We start from the raw sequence: 14141 nt of genomic DNA, 5'->3' as shown, positions 1-14141 counted from the left end.
GTGAGAATTCATTGGATGTCATGCAATGAATCGAGTTGAGTGGAAGCAGTCCTCGACGAAGGGAAGAGACCCGATGACCGAATCCGCAGCCGACCTCCGCGTGTCCGTGGTGCAGTTCGAAGCCCTTCCGGCAGACAAAGCGGGCAACCTCGCGACGGTGCGGCGCCTCGCCACGTCTGCGGCGGAGGACGGATCGCGCCTGGTCGTGTTCCCGGAGATGTGCCTGGTGGCGTATTGGCACCTCACCACGTCGACCACCGAGCGCCTGCGTGAACTCGCAGAGCCGGCTGATGGGCCGCTGGTCCGGGCCCTGAAGGAGATCGCCGCTGACCTCGGCGTGGGCATCGGGGCGGGCTTCCTGGAGTCCGACGGCGACGAGCTGTTCAACTCCTACGCCGTCTGCTTCCCCGACGGCACCGTACACATCCATCGCAAGCTCCACGCCTTCGAGCACGAGGCGATCTCGAGCGGCAGCGACTACACGGTGTTCGACACGCCCTGGGGCGTGCGCATGGCGATTCTGATCTGCTGGGACAACAACCTCGTCGAGAACGTGCGAGCGGTCGCGCTGCTCGGAGCAACGGTGCTCATCGCTCCCCACCAGACCGGCGGCACGAGCTCGCGCAGCCCGCACGGCATGAAGGTGATTCCGTCCGAGCTCTGGCGCGACCGGTTCGAGAACCCCGAGGCTCTGCGGGAGGCGGTCGACGGTCCGAACGGGCGAGGCTGGCTCCTGCGCTGGCTCCCTGCCCGCGCACACGACAACGGGATCTTCCTGCTCTTCAGCAACGGCATCGGCCCTGACGACGACGAGATCCGCACGGGGAACGCGATGATCCTCGACCCGTACGGGCGGATCGTCGCCGAGACGCCCGTTGCTGACGAAGCGGTGGTGACCGCCGACCTCGACATGGATCTCCTTCCGCTGTCGACCGGTCGCCGGTGGCTCCTGGGCCGCCGCCCGGAGCTCTACGGCATCCTCACGCAGCGCTCCGGTCTGGAACGCGACGCGCGCACCGCGCGCCACTCCGATGTCCCCGTCCCGGACGACTTCCGGATCGAGCGCTGAGCGGGCCGTGTCGACGCCGAATCCCCATGCGGTCGAGGCGCGCGCTCACACCGTCAACAGGCTCTCCGCCTCGATCGACTCCTTGAGATCGCGTCCTCCGCGGAAGCGTGCGGCCGGATGCGTCTCCGCCACGCGGGGGCCTGCGCCGTGCACGCGCTCACGCAGAGTTGCTGCGGTCCCTGCGCCGTCTCTAGTCGGAGTCGCTGTCGCCGTCGACCAGGCAGGACGTGAGGTCGAGCCCGTAGAACACGCGCGGCGCCCCGTCGAGCACGACATCGATCATGCCCGCCGCGGCGGCGAGGTCGGATCGCTGTCCGATCGCATCGATCCGGAAGGCGGCTCCGCCGGATGCCGGCAGCGTGAGGGGCGTCTTCGTGGGCCACGGATCGACCCAGACCTCCGGCGCGGCGAAGTGCCAGTCGGCGGGATCGTGGTCCGTGTTGAGGAGGTAGCCGTCCGCGCGATTCCACAGCACCGCCGCCTGCCCGAGAGGCGTGTCGAACAGCAGGCCCTTCGAGTGCGCGTCGCCGAGGTCGAGCCACCCGAGGAATGTCGCGGCGTCGAACGTCGTCGCGGCGTTCGCGTACGCGAGGAGTGACGGCTTCGCACTGAGATCCCGGTTCATGAGCCCGTAGTGGTACTCGACGTTCTCGGGGTCGGCGACCTGAGGGTTTCCGAGCACGCTGTCGTGGAACTGATACCAGCAGACGTTGCGGATGCCCTCCGCCTTGGCGAGCGCGAGGGTGAGGAACACGTTCTCCGCCGCATGTCGGTAGGTGTCGTTCCACCAGCCGTTCGGTCGCGTGCAGGCGTACGCCTCCGTGAGCCAGATCTCCTTCTCGCCGTGCACGGCCATCAGCGCCTTCAGCTGCTTCAGGCCGCCGGCGAAGTTCCAGTAGGTGCCGTTGCTCGACTCCTCCCAGTCGTCACCCGCAGGGACGTAGTCGGGAGTGAAGTTGCCGCGTCCGGGGTGGTAGGCGAAGGCGTCGATGAGATCCCAGCCGCCGCCGGCGATGAAGTTCTCCACCCAGGGCTTGTCCATCCCCGCGAGGCCGTTGTTCATGATCTTGAGCGTCGAGCCCGTCGCCGTCACCCGATCGACGACGGGGCGGAGTGCCTTGTCGATGTAGGCCTGCGCGGCGAGGCCGGTGTTGAAGGGACGGTTCAGCTCGTTGCCCACCTCGAAGTACTCGGCGCCCGCGGTGATCGCGGTCGCGACGTTGGCGACCGCCCAGTCCGCGGCTGCCGTGTCGGTGACCTCCAGGGAGGGCTGGAGCTCGATGTTGTGGAGCATTCCCCGCGCATCGAAGTCCGCCGGCGGGAGGCCGGGGCCTCCGGCATAGGAGATCCGCACCCGGCTGACGCCGACGCGCTGCCAGAGATCGAGGACGGCCGGAGCAGAGGGACGCAGCAGCCAGGGGTAGTTCGCCATCCCGAACATGCTCGCCGCGCTCGGATCGAGGGTCCGCGGCGGGAGTGCGGCGAGGGTGGTGCGGGCGAAAGCGGCATCCGTTCCCGCGCTTGCCGTCACCTCCGCCAGAGCGATCCCCTGCGCGGGAACGGTGAGGGTGAACGTGTGCTCGGCCGTCCCGGCCGCGCCGACGGGCACGGTCACGGTGCTGGCTGCCAGCTCGGTGCCGTTGAAGTCGCGAACCCACCAGGACAGCTCCACGTTCTTCGCGGTCGCTCCGCCGTTGGCGACGAGGGCCGTCACGGACGCGGTCTGGCCGCTTTCCCAGATGTTGAACGCCTGATCCGTGCGCAGTTCGATGCCGAGCTCGTCGCCGTGACCGATCGTCGCCGTCGCCGAGGGGCGGGTCTCGCTGAAGAAGAAGTCGGCCTGGCTCAGGTAGCCGCCACCGGACAGCTCGGTGCCGGGGGAGTGCACCCACGTGGTGTTCGTCCACGCCTGGCGGGAGCGCTCGAGCAGGAACATGCCGTGCAGCGCGCCCCAGGTCGAGACGTGGGCGACGCCCGCGGTCTCCTCGTACGGGATCCCGCCGCGGTCGTCGCGCACCCATTCGGTGACCGCGACGAAGTCGTCGGGGGCTGTCGGTGCGAGGATCGCGCGGCTGAAGAGGAAGCCGTCCGGGACGAGGGTCGCGTCTCCCTGCACCTCCCATTCGAGGTGGGCATGGTTGGTCGACAGGGTGATCAGTCCGACGACGGTCGTCGGTCCGGCTGCGGCGTCGAACGAGTAGTCCATGCGGATCGCCGGGGAGCCGTCGGGGGCTGTGACGAGGCTCGGAGTGCCTCCCACGGAGACGTGGATGCCAGTGACCCGATCCTTCACCTGGAACTTCGAACCCTGGGTGCGGATCACTCCGGACGCGTCGCGGATTGCGACGCGTCCGCCGACGCTCGCCAGCACGCTGATGCCGGTCGCGGAGAGGGTGACGTCTCCGGCGGCCGCGTGTGCCGTCACCGGACTCGCCTCCGCGACGAGCACGACGCCCGCCACGATCGTGGCCTTGAGGAATCCCCGGCGGCTGAGGCCGGGCGTGCGGGGGGCTGCTGCTGACGTCATCGTCACTCCTGCTGTCGGTGGGGGAGGAATCTGCTCATGCGTATCAGCAGATTCGGTTTCCCCATCCTGAGGAGTGTCTCCGACGGTTGTCAAGCGAATTTGCAAAAGTTGCAGATACGTATTAGCGTCCTGCAAATACGAATTATCACTGGGTCAGGAGTCAGGATGGCATCGAAGCCACGCAAGGTGACGCAACGCGAGATCGCGGAGATCGCCGGGGTGAGTCAGAGCACTGTGTCGATGGTGCTCAACGACCGCGACGGAGCGAGCGTCCGCATCCCCGAGGCGACCCGTGCTCGAGTCAGGCAGGCGATCGAGCAGTCCACATACGTCGCCGACCCTGCGGCCCGGCGGCTCGCCGGTCTCGACAACCAGATCATCGGCGTCTTCACCTACGAGGCGGCGCTCTCGCCGGAGAGCATGGACTTCTACGGCCCCCTCCTCAACGGGATCGAACGCGCCGCGGAGCGCGCCGGCTGCGACCTCCTGTTCTTCACGAGCTCTCCGGTGGAGGACGGCTCTCGCCGGCTCTTCCACAAGAACACGCGCTTGCGCCTGGCCGACGGCTGCATCCTGCTGGGGCAGCGGATGGACGGCGACGACCTGGCCCGTCTCGTCGACGAGCAGTTCCCCTTCGTCGCCGTCGGTCGCCGAGACGAGACCGACGCCAAGGTCCCCTATGTCGGACTCGACTACGTCACCCCGACCACGGCCCTGATCGAACGAGCGGCGCACCTCGGGCACGAGCGCGCCGTCTACGTGCACCACGACCTCACGAGCCCGGCCGCCGACGACCGCATGAACGCCGTTCGTGCGGCGGACGCGGCGCGGCTGCTGGCGTTCGACTACGTCCGCGAGGCCGATCTCGCGTCGCTCCCCGGCGCGATCGGCGCGGCGAGCGTCGTGTTCGCCGAGGACTCGTTCCTCGCGGAAGACGTGATCCACGCCCTGTCGAAGGCGGGCATCAGCGTTCCCGGCGACCTCTCGGTCGCATCCCTCGCCGAGGTGCGCGGGCACCGGGTCGGCGACCGTGCGCTCACCGGGTTCCACGTTCCCCGTGAGCAGGTCGCGGTCGAAGCCCTCGCTCTGCTGCAGCAGCTCGTCTCGAGCTCGGCGGAGGAGGACTGGCCCCAGCTCGACACGCAGCGCCTGTTGAGTGCCGAGGTCGAGTTCGGCGCCACCCTCGTCGAACGGCATCCAGAGTGAACCTCACCACCGACGTCGCCGTCATCGGCGGCGGACTCGGCGGCGTCGCCGCGGCCCTCGCCGTGCTCGAGCGCGGCCATCGTGTCGTCCTGACCGAGGAGTACGCCTGGCTCGGCGGACAGCTCACCTCGCAGGCCGTGCCGCCCGACGAGCACATCTGGGTCGAGCAGTTCGGCGTGACCGCCCGCTATCGCGCCCTGCGCGACGGCATCCGCCGCTACTACCGCGACCACTACCCCCTCTCCGACGAGGCACGCGCCGACAGGACGCTGAATCCGGGGCGCGGGCGCGTGAGCCGCCTCTGCCATGAGCCCCGTGTGGCGGTCTCGGTCATCGACCAGATGCTGGCGCCGTACCGGTCCAACGGGCAGCTCGTCGTGCTGCAGCCGGCTGTGCCGGTCGCTGCCGCGGTGACCGACGGGGTGGTGCGCTCCGTCACAGTCGAAGACACGAGGTCCGGCATCCGCACCGTCATCGAGGCGTCGTTCGTGCTGGACGCCACCGAGACCGGAGACCTGCTGCCGCTCACCGGCACGGACTACGTCGTCGGCGCAGAGGCCCGTTCCGAGACGGGCGAGCCGAGCGCGGCGGCGGTCGCCGATCCCGATAACGTGCAGTCCATCGCCTGGTGCTTCGTCTTCGATCACGTCGACGGCGATCACACGATCCCGCGTCCTGCCGACTACGACGAGTGGAAGCAGCTCGAGCTGCCCTTCTGGGGTGCGCCGATGCTGTCGTTCACCGCCCCGAACCCGCGCACCCTGGAGCCGGAGGAGCGCACGCTCGACGTCAACCCCGACCTCGATCGCTCCGGTGATCCGCGCGTAGACCCCGGCGACACCGACCTGTGGCAGTTCCGTCGGATCGCTGCCCGCCAGACCTTCCGCGATGGCTTCGCCCCGAGCGACATCGTGCTGGCGAACTGGCCGCAGCTCGACTACGTCGGCGGGTCGATCATCGACACCGCCGACCGGGAGTCGCATCTGGCGGCGGCGAAGGCGCAGTCGCTGGCCTACTTCCACTGGCTGCAGACCGAGGCACCGCGCCCCGACGGCGGCCGCGGATGGCCGGGACTCCGACTCCGAGGCGACGTCACCGGAACGGAGGACGGATTCGCCCAGGCGCCGTACATCCGCGAGTCCCGCCGCATCCGCGCGCTGCGCACCGTGGTCGAGCAGGACATCTCCGTCGCGTACCGCGGCCACGGGGGACCGGCGACCTTCGACGACACCGTCGGGGTCGGCATGTACCGCATCGATCTGCACCCGTCGACGGGTGGCGACAACTACATCGATGTCGAGTGCGCTCCGTTCGAGATCCCGCTCGGTGCCCTGATCCCCGTGCGGACGAAGAACCTGCTCGCCGCCGCGAAGAACATCGGCACGACCCACATCACGAACGGCGCGTACCGCCTGCACCCCGTGGAGTGGAACATCGGCGAATCGGCCGGCGAGCTCGCCGGCTTCTGCCTCGAGCAGGGACTCCGCCCGCAGGACGTCGCGGCGCAGGCCGCGCTCACCGTACAGCTCCAGTCCCGTCTCATCGAGGCCGGCGTGGAGATCCATTGGCCCGAGATCATCGGCTACTAGAGAAGGAAACGACATGAACACAGCAAAGAAGCTGTTCAGCGCCGCAGCGCTGACCGCATCGATCGGCCTCGTGGCCGCGGGCTGCGCGGCATCCCCGCCGGAGCCCGTCGAGACCGAGGCAGCACCGGGCAGCGTCGATCTCCGGATGAGCGTGTGGACCTCGAACGAGGACCAGCTCGCCCTGTTCGACTCGATCGCCGAGGCGTACAAGACCGACCATCCGGAGATCGGCTCCATCACGTTCGAGAGCCTCCCCTTCGCCGACTACAACACGACGCTGACGACGCAGATCGCCGGCGGCAACGCGCCCGACCTCGCCTGGATGGGCGACCTGTCGAAGGATCTCATCGCCGCGGACGCGCTCGTCCCGCTCACCGACAAGCTCGAGGCGACGAAGGGCTGGGACTACGACGATCTCCTGGGGAGCGTCACCGCGGAGTTCTCCGTCGACGACGAGCTCTACGCGTACCCGTTCTCGAACTCGCCGTTCGCTCTCTATGTCAACACCGACCTCCTGACGGCGGCGGGCCAGACGCTCCCCACCGGCGATCCGACGTGGGAGGACATCTCGACCATCGGCGCCGCGGTCAACGCCGCTACCGGCAAGGCCGGCTTCGTCATCCGCGACTTCGACTACTCGTCGTGGAACAACCTCGCCACGGTCTGGACCGGCTGGGGAGCATCGGCGTGGTCCGAGGACGGGGCGACGTGCACGTTCGACAGCCCCGAGATGGTCGACGCGTTCCAGTTCCTCCACGACGCCGCCTTCGTCGACAAGTCCATGCCGGGGCCGGGGGTGGCCGCCGACTTCTTCGCCGGCGACGCGGCCTTCACCGTGGCGCAGGTGTCGCGCGCGTCGCTGCTCGACGGGACCTTCGCCTACGACGTGATCCCGTTGCCCGCGGGGCCCGAGGGCGACTACTCGGTGATCGGCCAGGCCGGCGTCGGAGTGCTCTCCTCGAGCGCGCACACGCAGGAGGCGACCGACTTCCTCGCCTACCTGACCGATCCGGAGAACGCCGCGCTGCTGGCCCAGTACTTCCCGCCGCCCCGCGCGTCGCTCCTCACGGGCGAGAAGCTCGCCGAGAACAACGCCAAGCTCACGGCGGATCAGCTCCAGACCGTCGTCGTCGACCAGGTGCCGGACTCCGTGACGCTGCCCAACCACACCAACCCGGCGGAGATCGCGCAGAAGGGCAAGGCGGCCTTCGATGCGATGTGGGTCGCGGATGCCGATGTCGAGGCCGTGCTCGGAGAGGTGTGCGAGGCCATCCAGCCCGTGCTCGCGAACTGACATGACCGTCACCACCGTCGAAACCCGGGAGGCGCCCGCCGGCGCCTCCCGGCCCCCCGCCGCGCCGCCCAGACGACGGTTCTGGTCGGCGAGCCGCCGCGACGCGCTCGCGGGCTACCTGTTCATCACTCCGCAGCTCATCGGCGTCGTGCTGTTCGTGCTGGTGCCCGTCGGGCTCGCCGTCTGGTACAGCCTCAACGACTGGAACATCTTCAGCGGCCGGCTCGAGTTCGTCGGCGGCGACAACTACGCCGACCTGCTCACCGATCCTCAGCTGCCGTCCGTCCTCCTCGCGACGGTGGTGTTCTCGGGCGGCATCGTCGTGCTGAACATCGCCCTCGGGCTCGGAATCGCCGTGATGCTCAATCGCCGCTTCCGCGGTGTGACCTTCTTCCGCACGCTGTTCTTCTCGCCCGTCGTCGTGTCGGTCGTGGCATGGACGCTGGTCTGGGGCTTCCTCCTGCAGGACAACGGCGGCATCAACGGCGCGCTCTCCGTCATCGGCATCGACGGCCCGAACTGGCTGCAGAGCGGCGACACCGCCATGATCGCCGTGATTGTCTCGCAGGTGGTCCGCAGCGTCGGGATCAACATGGTGCTGTTCCTCTCGGCGCTGCAGGGAGTGCCGAGCGAACTGCACGAGGCCGCCCGCATCGACGGGGCGGGCAGCGCCACCATCTTCTTCCGCATCACGCTCCCGCTCATCTCGCCGACCGTGCTGCTCACCGCGATCATCACGATCGTCGGCGCGCTGCAGGCCTTCGCCCAGATCGCGGTGCTCACCGGTGGCGGTCCCGGGCTCTCCACGACCGTGCTCGTCTACTACGTGTTCCAGCAGGCGTTCGAGTTCAACAACATCGGCTACGGGTCGACTCTCGCGCTCATGCTGCTGACGTTCGTGATGCTGCTGACGCTGCTGCAGTGGCAGCTCCGCAAGAAGTGGGTGTTCTATGAAGACTGAGGTCCTCTCCCGAGGTCAGCGCCGCGGCGCCCATGTCCTGCGCCGCGTCATCCTGATCGTCGCGCTCTCGGTCCTCGCGATCCCCTTCGTCCTGCCGACCGTGTGGATGATCGCCTCGTCTCTCAAGCCGCTGAACGAGATCTTCCAGTCGCCCCCGACGATCTTCACGGGATCTCCGACGCTCGCCGCCTACGCGGAGGCGTTCACGTTCCAGCCGTTCGCGCGCCAGTACTTCAACAGCGTGTACATCGCCGTCGTCGTCACGCTCGTGACGATGCTGGTCGCGAGTCTCGCCGGCTACGCGTTCGCACGCATCCGGTTCCGCGGGCGCAACCTGCTCTTCTTCATCGTGCTCGTCGGACTGCTCGTGCCGAGCGAGGTGACGATCGTGCCGCTGTTCCAGATGTTCACGCAGGCGGGCCTGGTCAACACCCATTGGCCGCTCATCCTGGTCACGGCGCTGGCCGCGCCCTGCGTGCTGGCGACGTTCGTCATGCGTCAGTTCTTCATCGCCCTTCCCGGCGAGCTCGAAGAGGCGGCGCGCCTGGACGGGCTGGGACGGGTCGGGATCTGGTGGCGGATCAGCATGCCGCTGGCCAAGCCGGCGCTCTCGGCGGTCGCGATCCTCACGTTCCTCGCCTCGTGGAACCTCTACCTCGAGCCGACCGTGTACCTCACGTCTCCCGAGCTCTTCACCCTGCCGCAGGCGCTCACCCGCTACGCCGACGCGTACGGCGGGGAGATGTGGAACACGCAGCTCGCCGCCGCGACGATGACGGTCGTGCCGATGCTGATCGTCTTCATCATCGCGCAGAAGCAGTTCGTCGAGGGTCTCGCGCATTCCGGGCTGAAGGGATGAACGACGCATGAGCGAGCAGCAGGAATGGTGGCGCAGCGCCGCCGTCTACGAGGTGTATCCGCGCAGCTTCCGCGACGGCGACGGCGACGGCATCGGCGACCTCGCCGGCGTGCGGGCCGCGTTGCCGTACTTCGTCTCGCTCGGCATCGACGCGCTCTGGTTCACCCCGTGGTACCGATCTCCGCTCGCCGACGGCGGCTATGACGTCGAGGACTACCGGCAGATCGATCCGGCGTTCGGCACGCTGGAGGAGGCCGAGGCGCTGATCCGCGAGGCGCGGGAGGTCGGGATCCGCACCATCATCGATCTGGTGCCGAACCACGTCTCCGAGCGACATCCTTGGTTCGTCGAGGCGCTGGCCTCTCCTCCGGGCTCGGAGGCGCGCAAGCGGTTCTGGTTCCATCCGGGCCGCGGCGAAGGGGGATCGGAACCGCCGACCCGCTGGAAGAACAACTTCGGCGGCGGAACCTGGACGAGGACGACGGATGCCGACGGCGAGCCGGGGGAGTGGTACCTCCATCTCTTCTCGTCGGAGCAGCCGGATCTGAACTGGACCCACCCCGACGTCGCGCGCGAGCACGAGGACCTGCTGCGCTTCTGGTTCGACCGCGGGGTGGCCGGCATCCGGATCGATTCCGCCGCGCACATCATGAAGGATCCCGCGCTGCCGGAAGACGACGGATCGCACGCCCCGGGGCGTCATCCGAATCTCGACCGCGACGAGGTGCACGCGGTCTACCGGCGGTGGCGCGAGATCGCGGACGGCTACGACGAGCCGCGCGTGCTCATCGGAGAGGTATGGATTCCCGACGGTCAGCGATTCGCGCGCTATCTCGCGCCTGATGAGCTGCATACGGCCTTCAACTTCGACCTGATGACGAGGGCGTGGCGGGCGGAGGAGTACCGCGAGTCGATCGACCGGATGATGGACCTGCACCGCGGAGCCGGTGCGCCCTGCACGTGGGTCCTCTCCAACCACGACGTCACCAGGCCCGTGACCCGATTCGGCCGCGCCGACACCGGGTTCTCCTTCGAGGCCAAGCGCTGGGGCGTCGACACGGATCTCGCCCTCGGCCGGGGTCGGGCGCACGCGGCCGCTCTTCTGATCGCCGCCCTTCCCGGATCGCTGTACGTCTACCAGGGCGACGAACTCGGCCTTCCGGAGGTGGAGGATCTGCGGCCGGACGAGCTGCAGGACCCGATGTACTTCCGCACCGGTGGCGAGAGTCCGGGTCGTGACGGATGCCGCGTTCCGCTGCCCTGGGCGGGGATGCGCCGCCCCTTCGGATTCTCGCCCGACGCGGGGGCGTCCACGTGGCTCACGCAGCCCGACGACTGGTACACCTACGCCGCCGAGCGCCAGGAGCAGGACATCGATTCGACCCTCTCCCTCTACCGCGCCTCGCTGCGGGCGCGACGGGAGATCCCCGACCTGCGCGCCGACGACTTCGAGTGGCTCGATCTGGGCGACGATGTCATCGCGTTCCGGCGCCGGCAGTTCGTGTCGATCACGAACTTCGGCAGCGAGCCCGTACGCGTCCCGCCGGGCCTCAACGTCTTCCTGGCGAGCGACGCATCCTCGCGAGGGGCACTCGACCCCGATCGCACGATCTGGGCCCGCGTGGCCGCCGAGGTGTGAGGGCGCGCGACACCGGAGCGACCGGTCGGGTCCGAGAGGTCGCGGAGCGGCGTCAACGAGGGCCGGTGCGATCGGGCTCCCCGCCGAGCACCGGCGCGAAACGGATGCCGAGCCCGGAATGCGGCGCCTCGGTCAGGTAGCCGTCGGCGATCCGCACGGGCGCGGGGTCGGCCAGGGCACCGAGCGCGCCGAACCCGGCATCCTCCACATCCTCCACCCAGGGGTCGCCGTCGAGCGTGATCGCGAGCTGCCCGGAGAGCTCGGGGAGCAGGTGCGGGTGCACCGCGACGCCGTGCTCCGCGGCGAGTTCCGCGATGCGCAGGAACGGCGTGATGCCGCCGACGCGGACGATGTTCGGCTGAAGGATCTGCGCGGCGTCCGCACGGAGGAAGTCGGCGAAGCGGTGCGCGGTGTGGATGTTCTCCCCGACGGCGACGGGAACGTCGATACGGCGCGCCAGTTCGGAATGCGCAGCGAGGTCGTCGGCCCGCAGCGGTTCCTCGATCCAGGCGGGGTCGAAGGCCGACAGCGCCTCGATCGCCGTCGTCGCACGCGCGAGATCCCACCGCTGGTTCGCATCGATCATCAGCGCGCGGTCGGGGCCGAGCAGCTCGCGCACACCGGCCACACGGTCCACATCCTCGGCGAGATCGGGCCCTCCCACTTTGATCTTCACGGCCGGGAAGCCGGCATCGATCCAGCGCTGCACCTGCGCGAGCAGCTCGTCCTGCGAGTAATGCAGGTTCACGCCTGACCCGTACGCCCGTACCCGGTCCCGCCGCCGGCCGATCCGTGCGGAGACCGTCACGTCGTCGGCGCGGGCGGCGGCATCCCAGAGTGCGAGATCCAGTCCGGCGAGCGCGATCGTCGTGATCCCGCCCCCGCCCGCTTCGTGCAGGTGCTCCCAGGCGCTCTGCCAGATCTCGCCGGGGACCGCCGAGCGTCGGAGGGCGAACGCGGTGATGTCGTCCGCGAGCAGCGAGTGCACGGCCGAGGCCCCGATCTGCGGGGTCCATGAGAATCCCCAGCCCTCGGCGCCGTCGGAGCGGACCACGTGCGTGGCGATCACTCCGACCGAGGTCACGTCGGTTCCCCAGGGGCGGGTCAGGGGGATGCGTTGAAGGCGTGTCTCGAACCGCTCGATCGTGGTCACAACAGCGCGCGTCCTGCCGCCAGGATCTCGCCGAGCCGCGCCTCCTGATCCGGTGTCGGGTCGACGAGCGGAGCCCGCACCGAGCCGACCGGAACGCCGGAGAGACGCAGACCCGCCTTGATCAGGGAGACTCCGAAGCCGGGAGTCTCGTCGCGCAGCGCGACGAGCGGACGGTAGAACCCGTCGAGGATGCGGAGTCTGCGCTCGTCGTCGCCGTCGACGTAGGCCCGGTAGTAGGCGTTCGCGACCTCGGGGATCATCGCGAACGCGGCCGAGGAGTACAGCGGAACGCCGATGCCCCGATAGGCGGCCTGCGTGAGCTCGGCGGTGAGCAGCCCGTTGAAGAGGGCGAAGTCCGTGCGCCCGGATTCGGCGATCGCGCGCACGATGAGCTGCGTCGTGCCGATGTCTCCGGTGCCGTCCTTGAACCCGACGACCTTCGGGTTCTGCGTGAGCCGGCGGATGACGTCCACGGAGAACTGCGCCGTGGCGCGGTGGTAGACGATGACGGGGAGCGCGGATGCCGCGGTGATCTGCTCGACGTAGGAGACGAGGCCCTGCTGCGTGCCCCCGACGAGATACGGCGGCAGCACGAGCAGTCCGTCGGCGCCGGCATCCGCCGCCGCGCGAGCGACCTCGAGCGCGTGGCCCAGAGGGCCGCCGGAACCGGCGATCACCGGCACCCGTCGCTGCACGGCCTCGACGGCCGTCCGCGTGACCGACGCGGCCTCGGATGCCGACAGCGCGTGGAACTCTCCGGTGCCGCAAGCCGGGAACACCCCGCCCGCTCCGGCGGCGATGCCCGCGTCGACGTGCGCGCGGAGCAGATCGTGGTCGACGGCACCGCCGGCGTCGAAGGGGGTGACCGGGAAGAACAGGATGCCGCGGAAGTCCATCAGAGACCTTTCGTGGGGAGGGATGTCGAGGGGGCGAGCTCGCTGCGCCACGTGCGCGTCGGCCGCCAGCCCAGCAGCCGGTGGGCCTTCGCCGAGCTGAAGGCGGATGCCGTGCCGTCGAGGGCTTCAGCGGCCGGCGCGGCTCCGGGGTGGAACCGGGGGATCAGCTCGCGGAGCGGCTGGCGGGCGAGAGCGTCGTCGGCCCCGACGAAGAAGACCTCTCCGTTCGGGATGTCGTCGAGTCCTCGCACCAGCGTGTCGGCGAAGGTCGCGACGTCGCGCGCGTCGACGTAGTTGAACAGGGCGGGTGCGGCGAGCGCCGGGTCATCGAGCCGCTCCCGCACGGTATGCCCCTGCTGGGTCGGAGCACCGGCCCATTCCTCTGGCGCGATGACGTAGCAGGGGCGGAACGCCGCGAACCGGGTGCTGTCGCCGGTCTGACGCCGCAGCATCCCGATCGTGTGCTCGATCACCAGCTTCGAGAGGCCGTAGGCGTTCCAGGGCAGGGTCGGCGATTCCTCGTCGAGCGGGAGCCGATCGGGCGCCCACCCGGCCGGTGCGCCGTAGCCGATCACCGTCGGGCTGGACGCCGCCACGATACGCGGGACACCGGCGGTCACGGCGCCACCCAGCACCGACATGGCCAGGGCCGCGTTGGTGCGCAGGATCTCGTCCTCCGGTGCGCTGAACGGCACCGCGATCGCGGCGAGGTGGATCACGGCATCGGCGCGAGCGGCGGTGAGGACATCGACCGTGGCGCCGGCGTCGACGAGATCGACGGCGACCTGCTCCACGCCGTCGCGGTCGAGCGACGACGTCGGGGTGCGATCGAGCGAGACGAGCTCGTGCCCGGCATCCGCGAGATCGGAGACGAGGGAACGCCCGAGGCGCCCGGAGCCGCCGGTGACGACGATCCTCATGACGATGCGCCGATCGACGGGGGAGAGC

At 69.3% G+C, this 14141-nt stretch carries 11 protein-coding genes; 7 read left to right on the top strand and 4 right to left on the bottom strand.

The window, feature by feature from the left end:
• Positions 1–73 precede the first annotated feature (73 nt).
• Entirely contained in the window at positions 74–1069 is a 996-nt protein-coding gene (locus LBN7_RS05460) for a nitrilase family protein (RefSeq protein ID WP_407361206.1), read from the top strand.
• A 190-nt stretch (positions 1070–1259) separates the two neighbouring features.
• Here LBN7_RS05460 and LBN7_RS05455 read toward each other — a convergent pair whose 3' ends face one another.
• Positions 1260–3596 (bottom strand): hypothetical protein, encoded by a 2337-nt coding sequence (locus LBN7_RS05455; RefSeq protein WP_407361205.1) that lies wholly within the window; start codon positions 3594–3596, stop codon positions 1260–1262.
• A 165-nt stretch (positions 3597–3761) separates the two neighbouring features.
• On the opposite strand from LBN7_RS05455, the gene LBN7_RS05450 reads away from it, so the two are divergent.
• Genes LBN7_RS05450 through LBN7_RS05425 form a run of 6 tightly spaced genes read left to right on the top strand, consistent with a single transcriptional unit; the run spans position 3762 to position 11144 of the window.
• A complete protein-coding gene (locus LBN7_RS05450) occupies positions 3762–4802 on the top strand; it encodes a LacI family DNA-binding transcriptional regulator (protein WP_407361204.1) in 1041 nt (346 codons plus the stop codon).
• Positions 4799–6391, top strand: a complete 1593-nt coding sequence (locus tag LBN7_RS05445) for an FAD-dependent oxidoreductase (RefSeq protein ID WP_407361203.1) — start codon at positions 4799–4801, stop codon at positions 6389–6391. The genes LBN7_RS05450 and LBN7_RS05445 overlap by 4 nt, the downstream gene beginning before the upstream one ends.
• Positions 6392–6404: 13 nt before the next feature.
• Positions 6405–7685 carry an ABC transporter substrate-binding protein gene (locus tag LBN7_RS05440; RefSeq protein ID WP_407361202.1) on the top strand — a complete coding sequence of 427 codons (1281 nt, stop codon included), beginning with the start codon at positions 6405–6407 and terminating at the stop codon, positions 7683–7685.
• A gap of 1 nt (position 7686) precedes the next feature.
• Entirely contained in the window at positions 7687–8646 is a 960-nt protein-coding gene (locus LBN7_RS05435; protein WP_407361201.1) for a carbohydrate ABC transporter permease, read from the top strand.
• Positions 8636–9505, top strand: coding sequence for a carbohydrate ABC transporter permease (locus LBN7_RS05430; protein WP_407361200.1), 870 nt, complete (start codon positions 8636–8638; stop codon positions 9503–9505). The genes LBN7_RS05435 and LBN7_RS05430 overlap by 11 nt, the downstream gene beginning before the upstream one ends.
• 7 nt (positions 9506–9512) lie before the next feature.
• Positions 9513–11144 (top strand): alpha-amylase family glycosyl hydrolase, encoded by a 1632-nt coding sequence (locus LBN7_RS05425; protein WP_407361199.1) that lies wholly within the window; start codon positions 9513–9515, stop codon positions 11142–11144.
• Between the two features lie 52 nt (positions 11145–11196).
• On the opposite strand, the gene LBN7_RS05420 is transcribed toward LBN7_RS05425, so the two are convergent.
• The 3 genes from LBN7_RS05420 to LBN7_RS05410 are packed head-to-tail and all read right to left on the bottom strand — an operon-like array spanning position 11197 to position 14113.
• Positions 11197–12297, bottom strand: coding sequence for a mandelate racemase/muconate lactonizing enzyme family protein (locus LBN7_RS05420; RefSeq protein WP_407361198.1), 1101 nt, complete (start codon positions 12295–12297; stop codon positions 11197–11199).
• On the bottom strand, positions 12294–13193 hold the full coding sequence (locus tag LBN7_RS05415) for a 5-dehydro-4-deoxyglucarate dehydratase (protein WP_407361197.1): 900 nt from the start codon (positions 13191–13193) through the stop codon (positions 12294–12296). Before LBN7_RS05415 ends, LBN7_RS05420 begins: the two co-directional genes overlap by 4 nt.
• Positions 13193–14113 carry an NAD-dependent epimerase/dehydratase family protein gene (locus tag LBN7_RS05410; RefSeq protein WP_407361196.1) on the bottom strand — a complete coding sequence of 307 codons (921 nt, stop codon included), beginning with the start codon at positions 14111–14113 and terminating at the stop codon, positions 13193–13195. Before LBN7_RS05410 ends, LBN7_RS05415 begins: the two co-directional genes overlap by 1 nt.
• Positions 14114–14141: the final 28 nt, after the last annotated feature.

The organism is Microbacterium sp. LBN7, from assembly GCF_045690345.1.
Classification (GTDB): domain Bacteria; phylum Actinomycetota; class Actinomycetes; order Actinomycetales; family Microbacteriaceae; genus Microbacterium.
Note: the sequence above shows the minus strand (reverse complement) of the source record. Positions and strands in the feature narration are given on the sequence as shown.